The following is a 25307-nucleotide window of genomic DNA, read 5'->3' as shown; positions in this document are numbered from 1 at the left end:
CTTACGTATAATCAATATTCTGAGGTATCAGGGCCCTTAAGCCTGTGCGGCGTTAGAAATACGTAATGGATAAGCTCACCCGCCAGCGAACGCGCGAAACCGAATCGACCCAGAAAGAGCAGGAATCGGAGGGTGATCGGGTGTGCACGGAATGCGGAACGGAGACGCTCGTCAAGAGCGGTGACCGCGGTGAACTCGTGTGCGAGGACTGCGGCCTGGTCGTCGAGGGAACGAACATCGACCACGGGCCGGAGTGGCGCGCGTTCAACCACTCCGAACGACAGAACAAGTCCCGCGTCGGTGCCCCGACTACCCAGGCGATGCACGACAAGGGGCTCACGACCCAAATCGACTGGAAGAACAAGGACGCCTACGGCCGGTCGCTGTCCGCCGACAAACGCAGTCAGATGCGCCGACTCAGGAAGTGGCAAGAGCGCATCCGGACGAAAGACGCCGGCGAACGGAACCTCCAGTCCGCGCTCAGCGAGATCGATCGGATGGCGAGCGCGCTCGGCATTCCGCGCTCGGTCCGCGAGGTTGCGTCGGTGATCTATCGGCGCGCGCTCTCCGAGGACCTGATCCGCGGACGATCGATCGAGGGCGTCGCCACGAGTTGCCTCTACGCCGCCTGTCGCCAGGAGGGGATCCCGCGGAGCCTCGAAGAGGTCGCCGAAGTGTCGCGGGTCGAACGGAAAGAGATCGGTCGAACGTACCGGTACGTCTCCCAGAGCCTCGGACTGGACATGAAGCCGGTCGATCCGCAGGAGTACGTCCCGCGGTTCTGTTCCGACCTCGATCTGAGCGAGGAGGTCGAGGCGAAGACCAGAGAGATCATTCAGGTCACCACGGAGAAGGGGCTCCTGTCCGGGAAGTCCCCGACGGGGTACGCCGCCGCCGCGATCTACGCCGCCTCGTTGCTCTGTAACGAAAAGAAAACGCAACGCGAAGTCGCGGACGTCGCTCAGGTCACCGAGGTCACCATCCGCAACCGGTATCAGGAACAGATCGAGGCGATGGGTATCCAGTAGGGTACTGTTAGGACGGGGACCAGCCCAGCGTTTCTCGAGCGACTCGGAGAGCGAGGACGCCGCGCCGGAGCCCTTCCGGAACGGTTCGCGTTCGGCCCAGTCTGTCCTCCGAACGTGCTAGGCCGGACGACCGCTGACGATCGAGGAATCGGAGCCAACGGCCGGTGGAGCGGAGCGGATGGCTGGGATCAGAATACACTAAAACGACGGGGCTCTCTGGTTGGACATGGAGTATCACGAGGCGGCGGACTTCCTCTTCGATCTGCGGCGGTTCCGCCCGAAGCCGGGCACGGCGTCGACGGCCCGGCTGCTGGCTCACCTCGGGAACCCACACGCGGACGTCGACTTCGTCCAGATCGCCGGCTCCAACGGGAAAGGGAGTACGGCTCGAATGCTCGAGCGAACCCTGCGGGAGGCCGGCTACTCCGTCGGCCTCTACACCTCGCCCCACCTCGAGGACCTCCGCGAACGGGTCCGCGTCGACGGCCGGAAGATTCCTCAATCGGCCGTCTCCGAGTACGTCGAACGGGTTCGCGAGTACATCACGGAGCGCGCCGCCGACGGCGAGTCGCCGACCTTTTTCGAGACGATGACCGGCCTGGCGCTGTGGCAGTTCGGCCGCGAGGACGTCGACGTCGCCGTCCTCGAGGTCGGCATCGGCGGTAAGTACGACGCCACGAGCGTCGTCGATCCGATCGCGAGTACCGTCACCAGTGTCACGTTAGAACATACGGGCATCCTCGGCGACACCGAGTCGGAGATCGCCCGCGACAAGGCCCACGTCGCCCCCGACGACGCGCCGCTCGTGACCGCCGTCACCGGCGAACCGCTCGAGGCGGTCCGCGACGTGGCCGGCGACGTCGTGACCGTCGGGACGGACCTCGACGGAGCCGACGAGTCCGACGACGGAACGAACCCCGACGTTCGAGTCACCTACGAGGGCCGGACGAACCACACCGAGGCCGCCGTCTCGATCGACGCCGACGACTGGGACCTCGAGACCCGCATCCCGCTTTTGGGGGAACACCAGGCGATCAACGCCGGCATCGCCGCCGTTCTCGCCCGGCAGGTCGACGACATTTCGGACGCGACTCTCGAACGGGGACTGCGCAGCGCCCACTGGCCAGGCCGGTTCGAGGTGATGGACACCGAGCCGCTGGTCGTCTTGGACGGCGCGCACAACCCGGGTGCCTGCGAACGGCTCGCGGAGACGCTCGCGACCTACGACTACGACGACCTGCACCTCGTCTTCGGCGCGATGCACGACAAGGACCACCGCGAGATGGTCGCCGCGCTCCCGACCCCCGACGCCGTCGTGACGGCCGAGCCGAACCTCGACCGCGCCGAGGACCGCGACGTCCTCGCGGCGGCGTTCGACGACGCCGGCGCCGGCGCGGTCCGCACCGAGGACGCGGTACAGGACGCCCTCGCGGCCGCGCTCGAGGACGCCGACGGCGACGACTGCGTGCTCGTCACCGGCTCGCTGTTCGCCGTCGCGGAGGCCCGCTCGCGGTGGACCCGCACCGACGTGCCCAAACGCGTCCGCGACCTCGCCGACGCCCGCGACGCGCTCGAAGGCGCCAACGTCGCGCCCGGCGACGTCGAGCGCCTGGACGGCGACGCCGTCCACCGGGTCGTCCGGACGGCGCTCCGGGACCGCCAGGCGACCGTCCTCAAGGAGGAACTGCTGCGCCTGGGCGGCGAGTGCGCCCTCTCCGGACTGGACCGGGACGACGAGGTCGTCGACGCCGTGTTGATGGGCACGCTCGCCCAGTTCGAGTCGCTCGTCGAGACCCTCGAGACCCGCGCTCGGCCCCACGGCCTGGCCGACGTGGCCCGAGCGCTGCGGGAGACGCTCGAACTCGACGCCGGGAACGGCGACGAATCGGGGGACGAGACGGACGGCGAGCCGTCGCCGGCGAAGCCGAGTCTCGGCTACTCCGGCTCGGCCGCGGGAACGACGGGCGACGCGACCGAATCCGAGTACCCCTGGACCGACCGGACGGCCGTGATGGGCATCCTGAACGTCACGCCCGACAGCTTCCACGACGGCGGCCGGTACGACGCGCTGGAGGACGCCGTGACCCGCGCCGAGGAACTGATCGAGGCGGACGTCGACGTGATCGACGTGGGCGGGGAGTCCACCCGTCCGGGCGCCGACCCCGTCCCGGTCGAGGAGGAACTCGACCGAGTCGTCCCCCTGGTCGAGCGGATCGCCGACCTCGACGCCCTGATCTCGGTCGACACCCGCCGGGCCGCCGTCGCCGACGCCGCGCTGGCGGCCGGCGCGGACATCATCAACGACGTGACCGGGCTCGAGGACCCCGAGATGCGCTTCGTCGCCGCCGAGCACGACGCGGGCCTGGTCGTGATGCACAGCATCGACGCGCCGGTCGTCCCCGACCGCGATATCGACTACGACGACGTCGTCGCGGACGTGATCGACCAGCTCTCCGAGCGCGTGCTGTTGGCCGAGAAGGCCGGCCTCGACCGCGAGCAGATCATCGTCGACCCTGGCATCGGCTTCGGCAAATCCGCCGCCGAGAACTTCGAGATCCTCGACCGGATCGACGAGTTCCACGCGCTGGGCTGCCCGGTCCTCTTCGGTCACTCCCGCAAGTCCATGTTCGCTAAGGTCGGTCACGAGGCCGGCGAGCGACTCCAGCCGACCGTCGCGGCCACCGCCCTGGCGGCCGACCGCGGGGCCGACCTGATTCGCGTCCACGACGCCGACGAGAACGTCGCCGCGGTTCGGACGGCCCTGGCGGCGCGCGACCCCGAACGGTTCGACTGGGACTCGTAACCGACGGCGGCGGCGACGGCGCTGTGCCGTTTGCGCGCGTGTCTCTCCTGCTACCGATTACTTCCGCTATCGAAACCGACTTTCCGGCGCTCGACCAACGCTCCCCGAGTGAACTGGTCGTACAGGGATACGGTCCTCGCGCTGTGTACGCTGGCCTTTTTCGCAACCGTCACCGCCCGCCTGGTCATCAGTCCGGTCGTCCCCGACGTCGTCGACGCGTTCGGCGTCAGTACCGGCGTCGTCGGTCTGGCGCTATCGGGAATGTGGGCCGCCTACGCGCTCTCGCAGTTTCCCAGCGGGCTGCTCGGCGACCGGTTCGGCGAGCGCCGGATCATCGTGACCGCAATCGGCGGCACGGCGGTCGCGAGCGCGCTGCTGGCGCTGTCGCCGTCGTACGTCACCTTCCTGCTGTTCGCGATCACCCTCGGCGCGGCGGCCGGCCTCCACTACAGCGTCGCGACGACGCTGCTCACCCGGCTGTTCGACCGCACGGGCCGGGCGATCGGCGTCCACGTCTCCGGCGCGCCCCTGGCCGGGTTCGCCGCGCCGGTGCTCGCGGCCGTGGCCGGGAATCGGTACGGCTGGCGAGCCGCCGTCGCCGTCGGCGCGGCGGTCGCGATCCCCATCGTCGCCGTCTTTTTCACCCAAATTCGACCGACGGAGCCCCGCCGTCCCGAGCAGCCGATCCGCGATCAGGTCGACGCCGACCGCCTGGCCGGCGTGCTGACGCGCCCGACTGTCGCGTACACGACCGCGCTGTGCGCCATGGGCGCGTTCACCTGGCAGGCGACGGCCTCGTTCCTCCCCGCGTTCCTCGAGCTCGGCTACGGCCTCTCGCGGACGACCGCGGGGCTGCTGTTCTCGCTGTACTTTCTGGTCAACGGCGGCGTCCAGCCGGTGGTCGGCGCGCTGTCCGATCGCTACTCGCGGGACGCCGCCGCCGCGGTCACGATGACGGCCGGCCTGGTCGGGTTCGCAGTTCTGATCGCCGGCGACGGCCTGGCGACGGCGGTCGCCGGCGTCGCCTGCGTCGGGGTCGCGATGACCTGGGGCGCGCCGCTGCAGTCGCGGGTGGTCGACGTCCTGTCGACGGCCGAGCGGGGGCTCGGCTTCGGGCTCGTCCGGACCGCCTATATGATCCTCGGCGCGACCGGCAGCGTTGCGGTCGGGACGGCCGCAGACGCCTTCGGCTGGACGGTCGCGTTCGGGACCCTCTCGGCGATCATGGCACTCGGGCTGAGCGCGATCCTCGTGAACAACGCGCTCTCGCTGGGGTACTGAGAGCGGCCGAGATCCGAGTGACTCGCCGCCCTACTCGCGCATCCACTCGCCGGCCTGGGGCTCGGTCGGGTCCGTGGGGACCTCGACGAGGACCGCTTCGTCCGCGTCGACCGCGTCCGCGAGAGTCGATCGGATCTCGGCCGGCGTCTCCGCGCGCTTCGTCCGCAGCCCGAGGCTGTCGGCCAGGCCCGCGAAATCGATCGGCGCGTTCGTCCAGTCGTACTCGCCCGCGTCGAGGTCGTAGCTCCGGTCGGCCTCGTCGCTGATGAGCGCGTAGTCCTCGTTGACGAAGACGACGACGGTCAGCGGCAGGTCCTCGGCGACGGCCGTGTGGAGCTCGTGGACGCACATCATGAGCCCGCCGTCGCCGACCAGGACGACGACGTCGTCGTCCGGGTTCGCGAGCTGTGCACCGATCGCCGACGGCAGGCTCGAGCCCATCGTCGCCCACGAGCCCGGGTTGACGTACGACCGCGGGCCGGCGGCGTCGAAGGCGTTGAGCGCCCACACGCGGGAGCCGCCGGCGTCGGCCGTCGCGATCGCGTCCGCGGGCACCGCCTCTCGGATCGCCTCGAGCGCGCTGACCGAGGTGATCGGCGGGGACGACGTGCGCAGGTCCGCGAGCCGATCGCTGGTAGCCCGGCGGATCGCTCCCGCGCGCTCGATGGCACCCGTGTCTCCGTCTCCGCCACCATCGCCGACCGTCAGTCCGCGGTCGGCGAGCGCTCCGTCGAGCGCCGAGAGCGCGGCGCCGGCGTCCGCCACGATCCCGACGGCCGGATCGTACCCGTTTCCGAGGTCGTCGGGATCGAGCGTGACGTGGACGAGTCGGTCCGGAATCTCGACCGACCAGGCGCGGGTCGCGACCGCGTCGAAGTCCGTGCCGACGGCCAGCGCCGCGTCGGCGTCGGCGAGGAGGGCGAGCAGTTCCGGGGACGCGCTCCCCGACAGCGTTCCGGCGACGTAGCCGCCCGGGCCGTCGGGGAGGACGCCCTTCCCCTTGTAGGTCGCGACGACGGGAGCGCCGAGTCGGTCGGCGACCTGGCGGAGGTCGTCGCTCGCGTCCGCGCTGCGGACGCCGCCACCGGCGACGATCACCGGGTCGTCGGCGGCGGCCAGGAGCTCGGCGCCGGCCGCGACGTCGCGGTCGGCGACCCCCGAAACCGACCCCCGACCGTACTCCGCCGGCGTCGCAAGCGGGACGTCCATCGACAGGAAGTTCTTCGGGATTCCGACGCGGACGGACCCCTTCGGCGGTGTCTCGGCGACCGCGATCGCCTCCTCGAGGACGGCCGCCGTGCTCTCGGGGTGCTCGACGAGCCGGTTCGTTTTGACGACGTTGTCGTACGTGTCGGGCGGCGTCTCGTGGATTCCCCCGCCGCCGCGGAGTTCAGGCTCGGTCTCGACGGCGATGTGGATCAGCGGGGTGCAGTCGTTGGACGCGTTCTTCAGCCCGTTCATCGCGTTCATATCGCCGGGACCGGGGACGACGACCGTCGCGGCGGGCCGCCCGCTGGTCTCCGCGTAGCCCCACGCCTGGTGGGTGACGGCGGTCTCGTGGCGGGCCATCACGTACCGGACGTCGTCTCGCGTGCCGATCGCCTCGTTCAGCGGGAGCGTCTGCTTGCCCGGGATGCCGAAGACGGTGTCGATCCCGTTGGCCGTCAGTCGCTCGACGACCGCGCGGCTGATCTCCATACCGCGAGTCTCGGAAACCAGGCACTTAGTGGCTCGCGCCGCTCGCACTGGGCGCACCCGGCCGGTTCCGATGGGGGTGGTCGACAACCATTATAATGTTTAACGTGTATTGTCCCGTATGGAGGATATTTTCGTCGCTCGCGTCATGTCGACGTCGCTGCACACGGTCGCGCCGGACGCGCTCGTCGAGGACGCCGCGCAGACGATGCTCGACAACGGGGTCGGCTCGGTGATCGTCGTCGACGAGGACAACCAGCTCGAGGGGATTCTGACGACGACGGACTTCGTTCGGATCGTCGCCGAACGGAAGCCGAAAGATCAGACGCCGGTCTCGACGTACATGACCACGAACGTCGTCACGACCGCGGCACAGGACGGCATCCGCGACGCGGCGGACGTGATGATCGAACACGGCTTCCACCACCTCCCCGTGATCGACGAGGACGAGGGCGTCATCGGCATGGTCACGACCTCGGATCTGGCCGGCTACATCTCGCGCGTCGAGTCGCCCAGCCCGGAGACATAAGCCGCCGCGGAGCGGTCGACGGTTCGCCCGTCGCGCTGTCCGCACCGTCCGTTTCGAGTCGACTCGTTAGTCTCGACGATCGGTGCGGCCGGCACCGCCACTGCTGCCGACGTCTCGATCGGAGTCGCATTCGGCGTCGGAGCCGATCATCCAGCGGACCGTCTCGTCGAGCCGATCGCGGAGCGCACGGGCCTCCCTTGGCGTCAGTTCCGCGTCGACGTAGCCCCTGCCGTGGTCGCCGGCCATCGCGTCGATACTGAGGACCAGGCGAGCCCCGCCCTTGTCCGCCGCGTCGTCCTCGCCGTTCTCACCGTCACCTTCGTCCGCTTCGTCCGATTTCGGTCGGACCGCGACGTCGGCCCGGTCGGGGAAGTCCCGCGGCGGCCCCAGTTCGAGGCTCCGCTCGCCGCGCGTGACGCCGACGCGGACCCGCTCGGAGCGCTCGAGGTCGAACGAGTCCGTCGGATCCCGCTCTGATTCCTCCGCGGACGTGCTATCGTTTGGCATATGAAACGGTTCACCGGCGGTCCCCTTGGCTGTACTCCCGGTCCGCGACGTGAGTGATCGGCCGGTCCTCGGGTCCGATCTCCCGGCCGTCTCGCCGCGATGTCAATTCGAGGCCCGCGGGACGAACGGCCCGAAGTCGGCCGTGCGTGCGGCGATCGTCGCGATCCGGAGCGCGTAGCTCAGCAGGACCATGAACGGCAGGAACACGAGCACGACGCCGCCGGCGGCGATCGCGAGCAGCAGGGTCGAACTCGAGACGGTCGCGGCGATCGTCGGATAGGAGACCAGGAGCAGCCCGCCGCCGACCAGCGTCGGGAAGCCGACGTACAGCAGCATCCGCGAGAGGACGGCGAGCTCGTGCTGGACGTACAGCGTCTTGAACGTCTGCCTGGCGATGGCGAGAAAGCCCAACAGCTCGATCAGTTCCTCGAGCGGGGTCAGCTCGTCGAAGGCGTCGTCCCACTCCTCGCGGAAGGTCCGCGCCGCGTGGTAGTAGTTGCCCTGGTGGTGGCCCAGCACGGCCGACAGCGCCTCGAACGTGCCGAACTCGGCGTCTTCGAGCGCGTCCGAGACCGTCTCGCCGTCCGATTCCAGCGCCGCGACGAACCGCTCGATCTCCCGCCGCTTTTCGTCCCCGGCGTCGGACGCGAGCGCGTCCGGGAGTCGCTCGGCGCGGTCGGCGGTCGCCGCGACGATCACGTCCAGGAAGGCCGCCGGCGACGACGGGCTAACGCCGGACTCGGTCAGATCCTCGACGTCCCGCTGGAACTCGATCATCCCCTCGAACCGACTCCGCAGCTCGGGCGTCCAGCCCAGTTCCTGAGAGAGCACCAGCTGGTTGATCGCCAGGACGATCGTGATGAACGGGAGCGTTCCGCCGACGAGCGAGCCGTAGAGCGTCGTCACGGTGCCCGCGTTCCCGATCGGGAACAGGCCAGCGACGTACAGCGCGACGACGGCGGCGTACAGCCCGAGCGTCAGGAGGCCGGCGATCGCGACGCGATGTCCATCGAGCAACAGCCATCGTTTGAGCGGCGACTCCGTGATCGCTTCGTAGGTCAGTTGGCTCTCCTCGCCGTCCGCGGTGGTGGAGAGCGCCCGGTCGCGTGCGCTCATATCGGCGGGGACGACGTCAGCGGTGAAAAGAGCGCGCGTGGTGCCGCTCGCTGTGAAACGGATCGATACCCGCTCCGCGAGCTCCCGTTCGGCCCCGCCGCCCTTGCGAGCCGTCACTCGACCGCGAACGTCTCCTCGTCCAGATAGTAGCCGCCGGTCCAGCACTCGCGGGCGAACCAGGCGAAGTAGGCCAGCGAGAAGAGCGTGATCGCGGCGGTGAGCAGCCACGGGCCGCCGGCCGTCTCGAACTCACGGAGCTGCGAGAAGCCGACGATCCCCCACCCGACCGCGAGGACTCCGATTCCGACCGCGGCCAGGCGGGGCCAGCCGACGGTCCGGGTTCCGAGGATGACGCGCTCGCGGGTGCCGGCGATAAACAGGGCGACGCCGACGGCGGCGAGCCAGGCGGTCATGGCCAGCGTCGACGGCTGCGTCGGCTCGCCACCGATGAGGAAGAGTCCGGCGAGCAACAGCGTCGCGATTCCGCCGCCGGCGAACCCGCGGCGAACGACGGCCTTCAGTCCGCTCATCGGTCGCCGATTCCGGGGGATCGGAGTTAGTCGTTCCGACTCGGTCGCGGTCGGCCGGCGCAGGCCTCGACGCGGTCGGCCGTCACTCCGTCAGTCGTCGTCCATCGGCGCCGACACGGGCTCGACGCGCTCGCCGCGGGGCCCTTCGAGATCCACCTTCGGGAGCAGATCCCGCAGGTAGCGGCCGGTGTGGGAGTCTTCGAGCCGCGCGATGTCCTCCGGCGTTCCCGTCGCGACGATTTCGCCGCCGTTCTCGCCGCCCTCGGGGCCGAGGTCGATGACGTGGTCGGCGTTTTTGACGAGGTCGAGTTCGTGCTCGATGACGGCGACGGTGTTGCCGTTGTCGGTCAGCCGGTGGAGCACGTCGATGAGTTTGCGCTCGTCCTCGCTGTGCAGCCCGGTCGTCGGCTCGTCGAGCAGGTAGAGCGTCTCGCCCGAGTCCTTCTTGCCGAGTTCCTCGGCGAGCTTGATCCGCTGGGCCTCGCCGCCCGACAGCGTGGTCGAGGGCTGGCCGAGTTTCATGTAGTCGAGGCCGACGTCCTTCAGCAGCTTGAGCCGGCGGCGGATCTGGCTCGAGGACTCGAAGAAGTCGTAGGCCTCCTCGACCGACATCTCGAGGACGTCGGCGATCGTTTTCCCCTTGTAGGTGACGTCGAGCGTGGCGTCGTTGTAGCGCGCGCCGTCGCACTCTTCGCAGGGGACGTACACGTCGCTCAGAAAGTTCATCTCGATCTTCACCGTGCCCTGTCCGCCACACTCCTCGCAGCGGCCCTCCTTGACGTTGAAGGAGAATCGACCCTTCTCGTAGCCGCGCTGTTTCGCGAGCTTCGTCGAGGCGAACAGTTCTCGAATGTAGTCGAAGACGCTGGTGTAGGTCGCGGGGTTCGACCGCGGCGTGCGGCCGATCGGCGACTGATCGATCAGGCGGACCGTCTCGATCTGGTCCAGTCCCTCGATGGCGTCGTGATCGCCCGGAATCACGCTCGTGTTGTCGTTCATCTCACGAGCGAGGCCCTTGTAGAACACCTCGTGCATCAGCGTGGACTTCCCGGAGCCGGAGACCCCGGTAATCGCGGTGAAACAGCCAAGCGGGATGTCGGCGTCGAGATCCTTGAGGTTGTGCTGGCGCGCGCCGCGGATCGTCACGGCACCCTCGGGATCGCGTCGCTCGTCCGGCACCGGGATCTGCCGGCGACCGGAGAGGTAGTCGCCGGTCACGGAGCCGTCGGTGGCTTTGACCTCCTCGACGGAGCCGTTGGCGACGACCTCGCCGCCGCGCTTGCCGGGGCCGGGCCCCATGTCGATGACGTTGTCCGCGCGGCGCATCGTCTCCTCGTCGTGTTCGACGACCAGCAGGGTGTTGCCGAGGTCGCGCAGCTCCTCCAATGTGTCGAGCAGCCGGTCGTTGTCCCGCTGGTGGAGCCCGATCGAGGGCTCGTCGAGCACGTAGAGGACGCCGACCAGGCCGGAGCCGATCTGAGTCGCGAGCCGGATGCGCTGGCTCTCGCCGCCCGAGAGGGTGGAAGCCTCGCGGTCGAGCGTGAGGTACTCGAGGCCGACCTCGACCATGAATCCGAGTCGCGCTCGGATCTCTTTGAGAATCTCCTCGGCGATGACCTTCTCGCGCTCGGTGAGGTCGGCTTCCATCGACTCGAAGTGCTCGCGAGCGTCACCGATGCTCATCGCGTTGATCTCGGTAATGGCGGTGTCGTCGACCAGCACCGCGCGCGAGGCGGGCTTCAGGCGGGTGCCGTCGCAGGCCGGACACTCCGTGACCGACATGTAGTCCTCGATGTGTTCCCGGGTCGAATCGGAGTCGGTCTCGAGGTACCGGCGCTCGAGGTTAGGGATGACGCCCTCGAAGCGCTTCTTCTTCCGGCGGGTGCCGTTTTTGGTGTGTCGCTTGAACAGCACCTGTCCGTCAGTTCCGTAGAGGAAGGCCTGCTGGACGTCCTCGTCGAGATCCTCGAACGGCGTCGACAGCGAGACGTCGAAGTGGGTCGCGACGGCGTCGAGGCGGGTCTGGTAGTACGAGCGGTTGTAGCTCCAGGCCTCGAAGACGTGCTTGAGCGGCTTGGACTCGTCCTGAATGACGAGGTCCTCGTCGACCTCCTTGGTCTCGCCTAAGCCCTCGCACTCGGGACAGGCGCCGTGGGGTGAGTTGAAGGAGAACGAGCGGGTCTCGATCTCGGGGACGTCGATTCCGCAGTGGGTACACGCGAGGTCCTTCGAGAACTCGACGACGAAGCGGTCGTCCTCGTCGGTCTCGTCGCCCAGTGCACCGGTCCGGCGGGCCTCTTCACCGAGGTCCGCGGCGGCCTCTTCTGGCGGGTCCGGGAGGATGACCTTCAGGACGCCGTCGGCCTCGTCGAGGGCCGTCTCGACACTGTCGACGATGCGTGGTCGATCCTCGGTCGAGACCTTCACGCGGTCGACGATCACGTCGACGGTGTGGTCGAAGTTCTCGTCCAAGTCGGGGTCGTCGAGCGTGAGGTCGTGTTCCTCGCCGTCGATCTCGACGCGGGCGTACCCCTCCGAGACGAGTTCCTCGAAGAGGTCCTCGAACGCGCCCTTCTGGTCGCGGACGACCGGGGCCGCGAGCTTGGCCTTCGTCCCCTCGGGGAGCTCGAGGATGCGCTCGACCATGTTCTGGGCCGACTGCTCGCCGACCTCGCGGCCGCACTGGGGACAGTGGGGCGTGCCGACGCGGGCGTAGAGCAGCCGCAGATAGTCGTGCAGTTCCGTGACCGTCCCGACGGTCGAGCGAGGGTTGTTCGCCGCGTTCTTCTGGTCGATCGAGATCGCCGGCGAGAGGCCCTCGACGGTCTCGACCTGGGGCTTGTCCATCTGGCCGAGGAAGTTCCGGGCGTACGCCGAGAGGCTCTCGATGTACCGGCGCTGGCCCTCCGCGTAGACCGTCTCGAACGCGAGCGAGGACTTGCCCGAACCCGAGAGACCGGTGACGACGGTGAACTCCTCGCGGGGGATCTCGACGTCGAGGTCCTTGAGGTTGTGCTCCTCCGCACCGCGGACTTCGATGTAGTCCTTGCTCATAATTCGGTCGCAAATGAAGACTGTCTCTCTTGTCGACACAGTACCAGATTCATTGTGTCTGATTCAGTGGCCGGAAGGACTTAACGAGTCTGAAAGGGCAACACAGTGGTGTGTGCTAGCACATTTTGGCGCGAGCGCGCCTGGCGTCACCGGTCCAGTGCATCCTCTCGCGGCTCCGGATCGGACGGCCCTTCATCCTCGCCTTCGCCCCCGTTCTCGTCCCGATCGGTCCACCAATACTCGACGGTCGCGCCGGTCGCCAGGCCGACTACGACGAGAGCGACGACGAGGTTCACCAGCGGCACCAGGTACAGGAGTTGCACGATGATCGTGCCGACGACGAGCGCGAGCCACGGGTTCGGGTGGGCATCGTCGCTAAGTCCGACGCGCCGGAGCAAGACCGAGCCGGCCGTGATGATCCCGATCGTGTTGGCGACCGTCAGTCCTGCCGAGAGCGCGACCGTGAGCGCGATCGGCGCGCGGCCGACGATCGCGGGCGCACCGACGCCTACGAGGGTGGCTGTGACGGCCGACGCGACCACGAGGGCGACGAACCCGCCGACGAGCACGCCGAGACCGATCGCGCCCGTGTTCAACGGATCGGCGACGAGTCGCCCCTCGATCGCCCGGACGGACGAGGTCGAGATCGCCAGGAGAATCGCACCGACGACGAGCGTGAACAGCGCGTAGACGCCGAAGACGACCGCAAACTCACCGAGCGTCGTGGGCTCGCCCGTGACCGGCCGGGGGACGTCCTGTGCGGAGACGGTCCCGGGATAGAACACCAGCGACGCGAGGAGCGGTACGGAGACGCGATGCATGGTCGGATATTTCGCCAGCGGTCCCTTGAATGGCGGCGGCTTCCACACCGGTCCCGACAGCGCCGTCGCCGGCACCGACCGTGGACCAAAGTGACTTCGGCCGGCAGCCCCAAGGACGCTTATGGACGACGACGCTGCGGACCCGGATTCGGATCCGAATACGGACGCAGACGCGGATGCGCTCGCGATCGACGAGTGCGTCGAGTACTGCCAGACCCAGGCCGGCCTGCTCTCGGGGAGCGTCGAGACGATGAGCGAGGAGGCCGACGAGCTTTTGGACGAGATCGACGCGGAGATGGCCGAGATCCGGTCGCGCCTCGAAGCGCTCCCGGACGAGGTCGAGGGCACCGACGCTCCGTCGACCGCGGACGTGCCGGACGCTAGGGCCGACGACGTCGCGGAACTCGAGGAACTCCAGGAGCAACTGGAGGAGAAACAGCTGCTCGTCGAAGCGAAACAGACCCGAATGCAGGCCTTCCAGGAGCTGGCCGCCGGCTACACCGAGCTCGCCGCGGACCTGGCGTCGGAGGCCGCGGACGGCCAGGACGCACTGACCCAAATTATCGAGTTCGAGGCCGAGACCGACGCGCCCGCCTACTTCGACGAGCGGGAGACGATGGTCGAGACCGCCGCGTCGGCTGCCGACGCCGACTCGGAATAGTCGCCGCTCGCCGTCTCAGAACTCCTCGTCGAGCGCCGCGAGCAGCGCGTCCACGTCCGCCCGATCGTTGAACGCGTGGATCGACGCGCGGACCGCCGCCGGTTCCGGGAGGGCTCGCACGACGATCCCTCGATCGGCCAGGCGCTCGACGACCCGCTCCGGCTCGTCGACGTCGATCGTCACCAGGCCGGACTCGTACGACCGCGGGCTCAGGAGTCGGTCGTCGGGCACACCTTCCTTGAGCCGGTCGGTGAGGGTCTCGATCCGCCGCTGAATCGCGTCGATCCCGATCTCCTCGATCGTCTCGATCGCTTCCGCCAGCCCCGCGTAGGGCGCGGGACTCGCGGTGCCGACCTCGAATCGCCGCGCGCCAGGCGCGTACTCGTAGTCGGTCGCGGTCTCGTCCGCGACGCTCCGGTAACCGATCGCGGCGGGGACGAGGTCCCGGTCCCGTTCGACGCCGTCGCGGACGTAGAGAAAGCCTGCCCCGAACGGAGCGAGGAGCCACTTGTGGCCTGCCGCGACGACGAAGTCGGCGCCCCACTCGCCGACGTCGACGGGCGCCTGGCCGGGCGACTGGACGGCGTCGACCAGCGCGAGCGCGTCCGCGTCGTGGGCGATTTCGACGACGTCTTCGACCGGGAGCCGCGTCCCGTGGGTCCAGGTGAGCGAACTCACGCAGAACAGCGTCGCGTCGTCGGCCGCCGCCGTCACGTCGTCGAGATCGAGCCGGCCGTTCTCGGTCTCGAGGGTCCGAATCTCGACGCCGCGTTCGCGCCGGAGCCGTTCCCAGGGCAGCACTCCGGCGGAGTGTTCGAGGTCGGTCCGGACGACGACGTCGTCCGAATCCCAGTCGAGCGCGCCCGCGATCCGGTTGATCCCGTCGGTCGTGCTCTGGGTCAGCGCGATCTCGACCGGCGCGGCCCCGAGCAGGTCGGCGACGGCCGTCCGCGCCTCGTCGTAGGCGTCGAACGCCGCGGGGTACATCCCCTCGGCCGCGGGCGCCCGGTACTCGTGGTCCTCCAGCGCCGATTCGGCCGCGTCCACGACGCGGCGCGGGCTCGGGCCGCCGGCGCCCCAGTTGCAGTAGACGCTGGACTCGAGGGCGGGCATCGTCTCGCGGAGCTCGCTGGGTTCCATCACCGAACCGTTCGCTCGATGCCGTGTTCGATCTGACGGTCCGCTCGCGTCGAGCGCGACGGTATCCGAGGTCGAGATCGGCGAGTCCGACCGCGGACGGGGCGAGGACCCGTCAGAGTTCGCCGCGGAGGACGACCTCGTTGTCGACGCGTCGGAGCATGTCTTCGGTGACTACGTAGTCCTCCTCGTCTTCGCCCTCCCAGCCGACCGAGGCGAGCACTTGCTCCGCTAAGCTGGGGTCGGGATCGACGGAGGCCCGGCCGTTTTCGACTTTGGCGACGATTCCTAGTTCCTTCCCTTCGGTGTCGACGACCGTCTTCCCGACGTCGTCGTCAGTTAGTGGAGCCGTCATAGTTGGCGATACGGGAAGGACCGGTGTAAGCGAACGGCCGTCCCGTGCCGGTCGAGACGGCGGGTGTACGGCAGAGAAGTCGAGACGCGGTGTGCACGCCGATCGTATGCCGGTAATCGGGTGGTCCCGTAGTCGTGTCTGCACTCGCGCCCCGTGGCTATTTGACGCTGGTCGCCGACGGTTCCGGTACGCGTTCTGACAGCGCTCCGGTCCACGACACGCTCCAGTCCACGACATCGATACAACCATGACACACACGCTCGAGATCAGCGACGACCTGAAGAAGCGACTCGACAGCCACCGCGAGGAGGGCCAGTCGTGCGAGGAACTCGTCGAGGAACTGGTCTCGATGTACGAGACCGAGGGCGCGTTCTTACAGGAAGGGTACTCCGAGTGAGACGGCGCCGAAGGGCCTCGCATCCTTCTTCTTTCTGCTCAACTACACGACCGACGATGTCGCCCGCGTGTTCGACTGCAGCGTCAACCCGACCGGTGCAACGTCCGCGGCCGCCGACGCCGCGGACCGCGAGGCCTGGTCCCGTTCGGTCGCGGCCGCGGTGCCGCCTGGCGACTCGCGCCGGTGAGTTTCGGTCACGCGTCGCTTCCGTCTGTCGTCTCCGTTCGGCGTCCCGATTGTGGGTCGGACGTTTTGACGTGCTAGTGGATGACACTCAAGTAGTTGGTGTTCGTATCGGTCCGTATGCACCTGCTGGTCGCGCTCGACGACTCCGAGCCGGGATGGGCGGCCCTCGAGTTCGCATGTACGGAGCACACCGAGGACGAGATCACGGTGCTCCACGTCGTCGATCCGACCGAGAGCGGCTACGGTGCGGCGGCTCACCTCGGGCCGGATGCGCTGCTCGACCACCAACGGGACGCGGCCGAAGAGCTACTCGCGACCGCGGAAGATCGCGCGGCCGACTACGGCTGTTCGATCGCGCCGGCGACGGTCGTCGGCCAGCCGGCGGACGCGGTCGTCGACTACGCCGCGACCCACGCCGTCGACCGGATCGTCGTCGGCAGCCACGGACGGACCGGGTTCTCCAGGGTACTGTTGGGCAGCGTCGCGGAACGAATCGTTCGCCAGGCGCCCGTGCCGGTAACGATCGTTCGGTAACAATGAGTCGGCTCGCTCGCGGCGGCCGGTCGAAGTCGAGCGTCGTCGCGGTATCCGGTCTGTGAACATGCCGTGTGGACACTCAAGGCGTTCGCCGTCGTCGTATCGACCGTAACAGGACAAACTAATTAAGGTCCGCTACAGTCTGGATTACATGAACGACCGCTACGACGTAGTGATCGCCGGTGCCGGCCCCGCTGGCGCCCAGTGTGCCCGCGATCTCGCGGCCAGGGGGTACGACGTCGTCGTCCTCGAGACCGAGTCCGAGGACGAGTTCCCGCGCCAGAGTAACAAGTCCACCGCGGGGACCTTCCCCTCCATGATGGCTTCCTTCGGCATCCCGGACGACGTGGTAATGCAGTACACCGACAGCGTCGTCCTCGAGTCCCCGACGAACCACTACGTCCAGGACCAGCCCGGTGCGGTGCTGGAGTTCGCGGACTTCAAGCGCTATCTCGTCGAAGACGGCCGCGAGAAGGGCGCCGAGTACCGGTTTGATTCCCGCGTCACCGCCCCAATCATGGACGGCGGCGAGATCGCCGGCGTCACCTACAACGGCGACGAGGAGGTCTACGGCGAGATCGTCGTCGACGCGACGGGCCCGGCCGCGCCGCTGGCGAAGAAACTCGACGTCGTCGAACTCGAACGGGAGAACCACGCGATCGGCATCGAGTACGAGTTCGAGGGCATCGACATCGACCGCCCCGGCTTCGCCGACCTCCGCGACGCGATGATGCTCCGGCTGGATCACGAGATCGCGCCCGGCGGCTACTCCTGGATCTTCCACACGGGCGAGGACACCGCCAAGGTCGGCCTCTGTTACATCCAGAACAACCACCACGAGCGGTACGCCAAGGACAGCTACACCGTCGACGACTACCTCGAGCACTGGCTCGATACCGACCCGCGCTTCCGGGACGCCGAGCGTATCGAGGGCAAGCAACACCGCGGCTCGGCCCACCTCCAGAAGCCGGGCCAGATGCACACCGACCGGTTCATGGCCATCGGCGACACCGTCCCCACGGTCGACCCGCTCTGGGGCGAGGGGATCAACAAGTGCATGCAGTCCGGTCGCGTGGCCGCCGTCGCCGCCGACAGCTGCCTCAAACACGCTGACGCCGAACCGACCGCCGAGAACCTCGTCGTCTACGAGACCCTCTGGCACCGCGACGTCGCGCCCAACATGAACAAGCGGCTGCTGATGACCAACCTGCTCTACCTCGCGCCCAACGAGCGCTACGACAAGTTCATGGAGGACCTCCACCGACTCGACACCGAGACCCTGGCTAAGGCGAACAAGGGTAACCCCCTGGCCATCGCCCAGCTACTCGAGCCCGGCGACGCGCCGCTGCTCGCTCGCCTGGCGAAACAGCAACTGGGGCTCGATTTCAACCTGCTGTAGGCCGACGGAGTCGCCGCCCGCTCGTTTTCAGTACCGTTCGTCCGTCGATTTCGCCCGAACTGCGTCCGACGACCGATTCGTCACCGCTGAATCGAGCTCCGCGTCCGAAGCCGAGCGCCGCGACTCAGACACCGAACGTCTCCTCGAAAGCTCGGACGCTCTCGTCGGTGCCGGCGAGGACGACCTCGTCGCCGTCCTCGAAGACGAACGAGTCGGGGTCGAATCCCGTGACCGTCTCGCCGCCCCGGACCGCCGCGAGGACGGTACAGCCGGTCCGCGAGCGGACGTCGGCGTCGGCGACCGTGCGCCCCGCCAGGCGCCCGGCTGGGAGTTTCACCACGTTGATCTGGCGGTCGACGGCCAGGACCTCCTCGTCCTCGAAGACGGTCGAGGCAAGCATCCGGCCGCTGACCGTCGCCAGCGACTGGACGTAGTCGGCACCCGCCCGGTACAGCTTCTGGATGTTCTCGGCGTCGTTTGCCCGGACGACGATGTCGGCCGACGGGTTCAGGTTCCGCACGACGAGCGTCGCGAAGACGGCGGTCGTGTCGTCGTCCAGGGTGACGATCACCGCGGTCGCATCGTCGACGCCTGCCTCGCGGACCGCGTCCGGATCGCGGGCATCGCCGACGACGTCGACGCCCTCCTTGTCGACACTGTCGAGGACGGTCACCTGGGAGTTCGTCTCGGCGAGCGCGCCGCCCGCCGCCGCACCTGCCTCCCCGTAGCCGGCGATCACCACGTGTTGGGCCGAGAAGGGCTGGACCGACGACGACGCTTCCGACCGCAGCTCGTCGATGCGGTCGGGTTCCCCCGCGACGAGCAGCCGCGTTTCCGTATCGAGCACCCGGTCCGGCGAAAGCGGACTCTCGAACTCGCCGCCGAACCAGGCGCCGATGCCGTCGACGCCGTAGCGTTCGCGAAGCCGGACCTCGCCGGTGGTCCGGCCGACGAGGTCGCTTCCCTCCGCGATCGAGAGCTCGACCAGTTCGAGGTCGTCCCCGATCTCGACCCCCTCGTCGACCGCGGTCGTCACGGCCGTCGGCACGCGGTGGGCCAGGCTCTCGCCGAGTAACTGGCGGGGCGAGAGCACGTCGTCCGCACCCGCGATCCGGTGGTACTCCCCGAGCCGCCGGTCCTCGACCAACGTCACGACCCGCACGTCAGGTGCGACCTCGCGGGCCGAGAGGACGATGCTTGCGTTCGTGTCGTCGGCGGAATCGGCCACGACCGCCGTCGCCCGTTCGATGCCGGCGTTTTCGAGCACGTCCGTCGACTCCGGATCGCCGTGGACGACCCGATAGTCGCTCTCGTACAGTGCCATCGCCGTCTCCTCGTCGGGTTCGACGACGACGGACGCCTGGTCGCGGGCATCGAGCTCCTCGATGAACGCCTCGCCGCGGGACGTGTACTCGCAGATGATCACGTGGTCCTCGAGATCGGTCGCCGCCGTCGGCGGCGTGGTCGCGAGCGCGCGCTGGAGCCAGGGGACGGCAAAGACGTCGACGGCGGTGAGGATCAGGCCGATGCCCGTGAGTTGCAGGGCGATCACCAGCAGGTTCATCTGGGGCGTCGCCCACGGCGCGTCCTCGCCGTAGCCGGTCGTCGTGTACGTCTGGAAGACGACCTCGAGCGACCGGTACAGCGGCTGCGGATCGTTCTCCAAGGTCGCCATACCGTAGTTGTACACCAGCGTGGAGACGACGGTCGTGACGGTCACCAGCGCGAGGTAGTAACCGGCGCGGCGGGATCGCCACAGTGACATACGTTGTCTATTCCAGGACGGCTGTTGACAGTACCGATCGCCGGGTTCGCCGTCGATTTATGCGTTCGGCCCGTTACGCCACTGAATGGCGCTGCTGGAGAACCTCGCGCTGGTGTTCGTCGCCGGCTTGATCACGGCTTTGGCGACCGGACTCGGCGCGCTCCCCTTTTTCTTCTTCGAGGGGCTCAGCGACCGCCGAAACGTCGTCCTCTGGGGCCTATCCTCGGGGATCATGCTCTCGGCGTCGACGTTCGGGCTCGTCGAGGAGGGGTTAGCCGAGGGGACGCCGGCCGAAATCGCGGTCGGCCTGTTCGCCGGGGTCGCCCTCGTCGTCGTCGCCCACGACCTGTTGTTGGACGCCGACATCGATCCACAGCAGTACGAGGAAGCCGACTTCAAGAAACTCGTCCTCATCCTCGGAATCCTGACCGTCCACAGCTTCCCCGAGGGTGTGGCCATCGGCGTCTCCTTCGCCGATCTCGGGCTCGAGGGCGGCGCCGAATTCCTCAGCTTTACGGTCCCGCTCCTGGCGGTATTCATGACGATCGCGATTTCAATCCACAACGTCCCCGAGGGGACCGCGATCTCGATCCCGTTGACCGCGATGGGCGTCGCGAACTGGAAGCTCGTCTGGTGGGCCGTCTTCTCGAGCCTACCCCAGCCCGTCGGGGCCGTCATCGCCTTCGCCTTCGTCCGCTACGCGCGGGAGTTCCTCCCCTACGGCTTCGGCTTCGCCGCCGGCGCGATGATCTACCTGGTGCTCACCGAGTTCGTCCCCGAGGCGCTGGACATCGGTGAACGGCTGCCCCGCGGCGGCAAGCCGGAACTCCTCGGCGGGATCGGCGCCGGCATCCTCCTGATGGCTCCCCTGGTGTTCGTCTGACGCGTCGGAATCGGACGGTCGGTCACCGTCACCCGTCGGCAAGTACCCGGCCGTGCGCGTCGATCTCGCCCGTTACGATCCGCGTCGACGAGATCCGCTCGCCGTCGTCGGCGAGGACGTACGGCGCGACGATTCCCGTAATCGGATCGAACCCCCGTTCGCGCCGCCGCTCGTTGATCGCCTCGAGTTCGGGCGCCGTCTCCGGCGAGACCACCAAGCCGTCGATCGACGGCTCGTCGGTCGCGATACCGTACTCGGTCTCGAGCGTCCGGATCTCGACGTCGCGGCCTCGCTCGTCGAGGGCGGCGATCGCGTCGGCCACGGCCGTCGTCCGCTCGTCGAGCGACGGGATCGGCCGCGGCTCGTGGCGCGTCTCGACCGCCAGGTCGTCGCTGGTCAGCGCGACGACGACGCCGTCGTCGCCGAAGCGCAGCGCGTGCTCGAACAGCTGTCGGTGGCCGTCGTGGAGCGGCCCGAACGTGCCGGCGACTGCGACTCGCATGGCGGACAGGGCCACGACCACGTCCATAACTGTGGTGCGCGAGCGGCGGTCGACGAGGGGCCCAGGGCACTCTGCGCCCGCGTCAGGCGTCGTGATCGAGGATCTCGGCGGTCGTCGCCACCGTCGCGAACTCGCCCTCGAGGTGTGCCAGGGCGGTGCGATGGACCGTCTCCGCGTCGAAGGGCTTGCCGTCGACGGAACGCTCGAACGTCGCGGTCGCGTCGGCGACGACGATCGGATCGAACCCGAGGTTCTCCGTACCGATGAACGCGCTGTTGACCGACTTCACCATCGTCGGCTCGTCCGCCGGTGCCGTTTCGGGCGTGAACGCGATCCCGTCCGTGCCTATGGCGCGCGACGGCGTTCCGTGATAATTCTCGGGTGCACCGCGTTCGTGTTATTCGTCTGTGAATTACTCGACGAATTCCGCGAGAACGCCGAGAACACACACACAGACGCACATATCAGCGGAAATATCGGAGTCGGAACCTCCTTGCTTTTATATACTCCCCTGTCGACAGGGACTGTATGAGCGATTCGGCCCCGAATACGGGGCAGCCGCCCGTCCTTCTCTTGATCGAGGACAATCCAGGAGACGCTCGACTCGTCGAGGAAGCGCTCCGCGATGACCAACTCGTCAATGCACTGCAGGTCGTCTCCGCAGGGGACGACGCCCTCGATTTCGTTCACCAGCGCGGCGATTACGCGGACGCGCCACGCCCCGACCTCGTCCTTCTCGACTGGAACCTTCCCGGAACGGACGGCGAAGACGTCCTGGCGGAACTAAAAGACGATCCGGAGCTCGAACACATTCCCGTTATCGTGCTGACCGGCTCGCAATCGGAGAAAGACGTCAGCCGGGCGTACAAGCGCCACGCGAACGCCTGTATCACGAAGGCCGGAGACGCCGACGACTACATCGAGACCCTTCGCACGTTCGAAGACTTCTGGTTGTCGACCGTCCGGTTACCGACGTCCGACGAACTCCAGTAGTCGGCCGCCGTCTCCGGCTGCCGGCCGCCAACCGCTTATACTCGCTCGGGTAACCAGCCGCCATCGACCTCGATATTTTCGCCGCTGACGTACTCGCTGTCCGGATCCAGGAAGAAGTACAGCGGTTGGATCAGGTCCTCGAAGCTCGCGGGGCGATCGCGGGGCAGTTCGTCGGGGAACTCGTCGGAGTTCTCGACGACGTACGGCGAGATGGCGTTGACAGTGATCCCGTCGTCTTGCGTGTCGGCCGCGAGCATGCGGGTGAACATCAACACGCCCGCCTTCGCGACGAAGTAGGGGAAGTTCTTCGGACTGACCAGGCCTTTCTCGGACGAGGCGTAGCCGATGTTCACGATCCGACCGTACTCGCGCTCGCGCATCGCCGGCAGGGCGCGTTTCGAACAGAGATAGGTCCCGTTGAGATTGGTCTCGAGGACGCGGTTCCAGGTCTCGAACTCGAGATCGGCCCAGTGGGCGGGCGCGAAGTCGCCGACGTTGTTCACCAGTACGTCGACGGCGCCGAGTTCGGCCTCGACGGCCGCGAACAGTCCGTCGACGCTCTCCGGGTCGGTGACGTCGCCCTGGACCGTCATCGCCTCGGCTGCGCCGCGCTCGCGAGCGGCCGCGGCCACGTCGCGGGCGGCGTCGGCGCTGGTGTGGTAGTGGACCGCTATCGACGCGCCGCAGTCGGCCGTCGACAGCAGGAGTTCGCGACCGACGCCCTTCGCGCTGCCCGTGACGAGCACCGTCCGTTCAGAAAGATCTGGTCCCTCCATGCGTCGCCAGTCGACGACGCGGTGGAAAAACGACCCGGTGTCGGATCGGGCGCCTGACGGCCGCGACGCCAGTCCGGACCGAACCGACCCTCGGATTTACGGCGCTGCATGAAAAACCCGTTTCTCATGCTAGACACTGTACTACTCGCCGTCGGTCCCGGCGACGCCGACCGGAGCGAGCAACTGGCTGAAGCGGTCCTCGAAGTAGCGCAACCGGCCGGCGCGACCGTCATCCTCGCGCACGTCTTCACCAGCAACGAGTACGACGAGGTGCTCGACCGCCTCGAGTTCGACCGGGAGGTCGACGACGTCGATCCGAACGCGGTCGCGGGGCGGCACTCGACGATCCACGACATCCAGGATATCCTCGACGAACACGACGTCGACTACGAGATCCAGGGCGCCGTCGGGGAGCACGGGCCGACGATCGTCGACCTGGCGGAGAGCGTCGAGGCCGACCGGGTTATCGTCGGCGGCCGGCGCCGCTCCCCGACCGGGAAGGCCGTCTTCGGTTCGACGGCCCAGGAAGTGATGCTGTCGGCCCCCTGCCCGGTTACCTTCGTCCGGAGCGAGGAGTAACGCCGTCGAGTACCCGTTTTTCGTGCGTCGCGCCGTCCCATCGTGCCGTCGTAGAACCGAGACGGTGCGCATCGGTCGGCCTGGCCGACCGGATCGAGACCGTCACCGCCGCTCGCCCGTCGGTTACCGCTCGCGGGCGCGACGTTTCCACGTGCGTTCCTGGCGTCGTTCGCGGACGTGGCGTTCCCCGTCGGCCAGCTCGCGGCGGACGCGTCGCTCGAGCGTCCGCGTCTCCGCGAGCAGCGTCTCCTGGAAGTCCTCGAGGACGTCGTAGGACCACCGGTCCTCGTCGACGACGCCGTGGGGGAGCAGGTCGGTCCGAATCGCGTCCGCCAGGTCGTCGCGGCCGGCCGCCCGCAGCAGTTCTTCGCCGCGGGCGAGGTGGTCCATGCCGTGGCCCGTCGCGTGGTGGAACTCGAGCAGACAGCCCTGGGCGCGCTGGGTCCACTCGAGCCCCAGTTCGACCTCGTGAAGGGCCTCAAGCTCCGTCTCGGACAGCGACGGCGTCGAGTCCGGCTCGGCGGGGACGGACTCCGGCTCGCCGTCGGCGTCGGTCCCGGGGTCGGACTCGGCGTCGAGATCGGTGGGGGAGTCGTCGGTGGCCATACGACGTACTATGGGACGATGTGTCATACATATGTCGCCGGCGGCGCGTCGTCGGTGTGCTATTGACGACGTAACCTCTCGCAATCGCAACTCGTCTGCGAGTATAATCTGGGTAGTTAAGTACGGCGACGGTCGTCTCTCCAATAGCATGGTCTACTATGCGGGCGTCGATCTCGGCGCGACCAACGTCCGGGCGGTTGTCGCCGAGGCCGACGGGACGACGATCGGCGTGAGCCGCCGATCTACGCCACGCGGGCCGACGGGCATCGACGTGACGGAAGGAGTCCTCCGCACGCTTCGCCAGGCGTGTGGCGAGGCCGGCATCGCTCCCGACCGAATCGCGGCCGCCGGAATCGGGTCGATCGGACCGTTCGACCTCGCGGAAGGGGCAGTGATCGACCCGGCGAACCTCCCCAATTCGATCGACCGAATCCCACTAACGGGACCGATCGGGAAACTGATCGACAGCGACGAGGTCTACCTCCACAATGACACTACCGCCGGCGTCATCGGCGAGCGGTTCCACGCCGATCGCAATCCCGACGACATGGTCTACATCACTATCTCCTCGGGGATCGGCGCCGGCGTCTGCTGTGACGGCGAGATCATGGGCGGCTGGGACGGCAACGCCGGCGAGGTCGGCCACTACGTCGTCGACCCTCGCGGTCGGCTGACCTGTGGCTGCGGCCGCGAGGGCCACTGGGAGGCCTACTGCTCCGGCAACGCCATCCCCGACTACGCGAAGCTGCTCGCCGAGGACGATCCGACCATCTCCACGAACTTGCCGCTCAACGGGTCGGACTTCACGGCCAAGGACGTCTTCGAACTGGCCGGTGAGGACGAACTGGCCGACTACGTCATCGAACAGCTCGCCCACTGGAACGCGATCGGCGTCACCAACGTGATCCACGCGTTCGCGCCGATCGTCGTCTCCTTCGGCGGCGCGGTCGCCCTGCACAACGAGGAACTGGTCGTCGACCCCATCCGCGAGCGCGTCTCCGAGATGGTGATGACCAACGTCCCCGAGATCCGCGTCACCGACCTCGGCGACGACGTCGTCCTCGAGGGTGCTCTCGCCAGCGCGCTGACCGAGGGAACCGGCGACCGCCAACGACTGCGCAGTTGAGCGGTCGGCCCGACCCCGGATCCGCCGCCTATATATCCGCC

The 25307-nt window shown here is 68.1% G+C and carries 25 protein-coding genes and 1 pseudogene; 12 read left to right on the top strand and 14 right to left on the bottom strand.

The annotated features are described in order from the left end of the window. Window positions 1-65 precede the first annotated feature (65 nt). From BMY29_RS12355 to BMY29_RS12345, 3 genes are all read left to right on the top strand, one after another. Window positions 66-1028, top strand: coding sequence for a transcription initiation factor IIB (locus tag BMY29_RS12355; RefSeq protein WP_049991139.1), 963 nt, complete (start codon window positions 66-68; stop codon window positions 1026-1028). Window positions 1029-1254: 226 nt separating this feature from the next. Beyond that, window positions 1255-3831, top strand: a complete 2577-nt coding sequence (gene folP, locus BMY29_RS12350) for a dihydropteroate synthase (RefSeq protein ID WP_049991140.1) — start codon at window positions 1255-1257, stop codon at window positions 3829-3831. A 108-nt stretch (window positions 3832-3939) separates the two neighbouring features. Continuing rightward, the gene (locus tag BMY29_RS12345; RefSeq protein ID WP_049991141.1) at window positions 3940-5112 is read left to right on the top strand and encodes an MFS transporter; all 1173 of its coding nucleotides are present in this window, start codon (window positions 3940-3942) and stop codon (window positions 5110-5112) included. Window positions 5113-5142: 30 nt separating this feature from the next. Here the strand turns inward: BMY29_RS12345 and BMY29_RS12340 are convergent, their stop codons facing one another. Beyond that, window positions 5143-6810, bottom strand: coding sequence for a thiamine pyrophosphate-binding protein (locus tag BMY29_RS12340; RefSeq protein WP_049991142.1), 1668 nt, complete (start codon window positions 6808-6810; stop codon window positions 5143-5145). Window positions 6811-6928: 118 nt separating this feature from the next. On the opposite strand from BMY29_RS12340, the gene BMY29_RS12335 reads away from it, so the two are divergent. After that, window positions 6929-7336, top strand: a complete 408-nt coding sequence (locus tag BMY29_RS12335) for a CBS domain-containing protein (protein ID WP_049991143.1) — start codon at window positions 6929-6931, stop codon at window positions 7334-7336. A 66-nt stretch (window positions 7337-7402) separates the two neighbouring features. Here BMY29_RS12335 and BMY29_RS12330 read toward each other — a convergent pair whose 3' ends face one another. The 5 genes from BMY29_RS12330 to BMY29_RS12310 form a co-directional block, all read right to left on the bottom strand. Beyond that, complete coding sequence (locus tag BMY29_RS12330) at window positions 7403-7843, bottom strand: hypothetical protein (protein WP_049991144.1); 441 nt, start codon at window positions 7841-7843, stop codon at window positions 7403-7405. A 102-nt stretch (window positions 7844-7945) separates the two neighbouring features. Then, a complete protein-coding gene (locus BMY29_RS12325) occupies window positions 7946-8959 on the bottom strand; it encodes a DUF7972 family membrane protein (RefSeq protein WP_049991183.1) in 1014 nt (337 codons plus the stop codon). Between the two features lie 113 nt (window positions 8960-9072). Continuing rightward, window positions 9073-9489, bottom strand: a complete 417-nt coding sequence (locus BMY29_RS12320; protein ID WP_049991145.1) for a DUF7994 family protein — start codon at window positions 9487-9489, stop codon at window positions 9073-9075. 90 nt (window positions 9490-9579) lie between these two features. After that, entirely contained in the window at window positions 9580-12543 is a 2964-nt protein-coding gene (uvrA, locus tag BMY29_RS12315) for an excinuclease ABC subunit UvrA (protein WP_049991146.1), read from the bottom strand. 146 nt (window positions 12544-12689) lie between these two features. Continuing rightward, on the bottom strand, window positions 12690-13364 hold the full coding sequence (locus BMY29_RS12310) for a DUF8173 domain-containing protein (protein WP_049991147.1): 675 nt from the start codon (window positions 13362-13364) through the stop codon (window positions 12690-12692). A gap of 121 nt (window positions 13365-13485) precedes the next feature. Here BMY29_RS12310 and BMY29_RS12305 point away from each other — a divergent pair, with 121 nt between their 5' ends. Then, the gene (locus BMY29_RS12305) at window positions 13486-14025 is read left to right on the top strand and encodes a hypothetical protein (RefSeq protein ID WP_049991148.1); all 540 of its coding nucleotides are present in this window, start codon (window positions 13486-13488) and stop codon (window positions 14023-14025) included. Between the two features lie 15 nt (window positions 14026-14040). On the opposite strand, the gene BMY29_RS12300 is transcribed toward BMY29_RS12305, so the two are convergent. Then, window positions 14041-15165 carry an aminotransferase class V-fold PLP-dependent enzyme gene (locus BMY29_RS12300; protein WP_049991149.1) on the bottom strand — a complete coding sequence of 375 codons (1125 nt, stop codon included), beginning with the start codon at window positions 15163-15165 and terminating at the stop codon, window positions 14041-14043. Between the two features lie 112 nt (window positions 15166-15277). Continuing rightward, window positions 15278-15517 carry a hypothetical protein gene (locus BMY29_RS12295; RefSeq protein WP_049991150.1) on the bottom strand — a complete coding sequence of 80 codons (240 nt, stop codon included), beginning with the start codon at window positions 15515-15517 and terminating at the stop codon, window positions 15278-15280. A gap of 247 nt (window positions 15518-15764) precedes the next feature. Here BMY29_RS12295 and BMY29_RS21105 point away from each other — a divergent pair, with 247 nt between their 5' ends. Further along, window positions 15765-15914: a DUF7557 family protein gene (locus tag BMY29_RS21105; protein WP_173424932.1), complete on the top strand. Its 150-nt coding sequence runs from the start codon at window positions 15765-15767 to the stop codon at window positions 15912-15914. Between the two features lie 42 nt (window positions 15915-15956). On the opposite strand, the gene BMY29_RS21100 is transcribed toward BMY29_RS21105, so the two are convergent. Continuing rightward, window positions 15957-16112, bottom strand: a complete 156-nt coding sequence (locus BMY29_RS21100) for a hypothetical protein (RefSeq protein ID WP_160290112.1) — start codon at window positions 16110-16112, stop codon at window positions 15957-15959. A 105-nt stretch (window positions 16113-16217) separates the two neighbouring features. Here BMY29_RS21100 and BMY29_RS12290 point away from each other — a divergent pair, with 105 nt between their 5' ends. Together BMY29_RS12290 and BMY29_RS12285 are read left to right on the top strand one after the other, a co-directional pair. Then, window positions 16218-16634 carry a universal stress protein gene (locus BMY29_RS12290; RefSeq protein WP_049991151.1) on the top strand — a complete coding sequence of 139 codons (417 nt, stop codon included), beginning with the start codon at window positions 16218-16220 and terminating at the stop codon, window positions 16632-16634. A 154-nt stretch (window positions 16635-16788) separates the two neighbouring features. Beyond that, on the top strand, window positions 16789-18036 hold the full coding sequence (locus BMY29_RS12285; protein WP_049991152.1) for a digeranylgeranylglycerophospholipid reductase: 1248 nt from the start codon (window positions 16789-16791) through the stop codon (window positions 18034-18036). Between the two features lie 124 nt (window positions 18037-18160). Here the strand turns inward: BMY29_RS12285 and BMY29_RS12280 are convergent, their stop codons facing one another. Beyond that, window positions 18161-19801, bottom strand: a complete 1641-nt coding sequence (locus BMY29_RS12280; protein WP_049991153.1) for a potassium channel family protein — start codon at window positions 19799-19801, stop codon at window positions 18161-18163. Between the two features lie 85 nt (window positions 19802-19886). Here BMY29_RS12280 and BMY29_RS12275 point away from each other — a divergent pair, with 85 nt between their 5' ends. Beyond that, window positions 19887-20684, top strand: coding sequence for a ZIP family metal transporter (locus tag BMY29_RS12275; RefSeq protein WP_049991154.1), 798 nt, complete (start codon window positions 19887-19889; stop codon window positions 20682-20684). Window positions 20685-20712: 28 nt separating this feature from the next. Here the strand turns inward: BMY29_RS12275 and BMY29_RS12270 are convergent, their stop codons facing one another. After that, on the bottom strand, window positions 20713-21186 hold the full coding sequence (locus tag BMY29_RS12270; RefSeq protein WP_049991184.1) for a phosphopantetheine adenylyltransferase: 474 nt from the start codon (window positions 21184-21186) through the stop codon (window positions 20713-20715). A gap of 82 nt (window positions 21187-21268) precedes the next feature. After that, window positions 21269-21532: pseudogene (locus BMY29_RS12265) on the bottom strand (cysteine hydrolase); the annotation flags it as partial. 182 nt (window positions 21533-21714) lie between these two features. Here BMY29_RS12265 and BMY29_RS12260 point away from each other — a divergent pair. Further along, the gene (locus BMY29_RS12260; RefSeq protein ID WP_049991156.1) at window positions 21715-22179 is read left to right on the top strand and encodes a response regulator; all 465 of its coding nucleotides are present in this window, start codon (window positions 21715-21717) and stop codon (window positions 22177-22179) included. Window positions 22180-22214: 35 nt separating this feature from the next. Here the strand turns inward: BMY29_RS12260 and BMY29_RS12255 are convergent, their stop codons facing one another. After that, entirely contained in the window at window positions 22215-22955 is a 741-nt protein-coding gene (locus BMY29_RS12255; protein WP_049991157.1) for an SDR family NAD(P)-dependent oxidoreductase, read from the bottom strand. 126 nt (window positions 22956-23081) lie between these two features. Between BMY29_RS12255 and BMY29_RS12250 the strand changes: the two genes are divergently transcribed. Beyond that, a complete protein-coding gene (locus BMY29_RS12250; protein WP_049991185.1) occupies window positions 23082-23534 on the top strand; it encodes a universal stress protein in 453 nt (150 codons plus the stop codon). Between the two features lie 123 nt (window positions 23535-23657). On the opposite strand, the gene BMY29_RS12245 is transcribed toward BMY29_RS12250, so the two are convergent. After that, window positions 23658-24140, bottom strand: coding sequence for a hypothetical protein (locus BMY29_RS12245; protein ID WP_074854743.1), 483 nt, complete (start codon window positions 24138-24140; stop codon window positions 23658-23660). A gap of 148 nt (window positions 24141-24288) precedes the next feature. Here BMY29_RS12245 and BMY29_RS12240 point away from each other — a divergent pair, with 148 nt between their 5' ends. Further along, the gene (locus tag BMY29_RS12240) at window positions 24289-25266 is read left to right on the top strand and encodes an ROK family protein (RefSeq protein ID WP_049991158.1); all 978 of its coding nucleotides are present in this window, start codon (window positions 24289-24291) and stop codon (window positions 25264-25266) included. The last annotated feature ends 41 nt before the right edge of the window (window positions 25267-25307 follow it).

Source organism: Natrinema salifodinae (genome assembly GCF_900110455.1).
GTDB classification, from domain to species: domain Archaea; phylum Halobacteriota; class Halobacteria; order Halobacteriales; family Natrialbaceae; genus Natrinema; species Natrinema salifodinae.
Note: the sequence above shows the minus strand (reverse complement) of the source record. Positions and strands in the feature narration are given on the sequence as shown.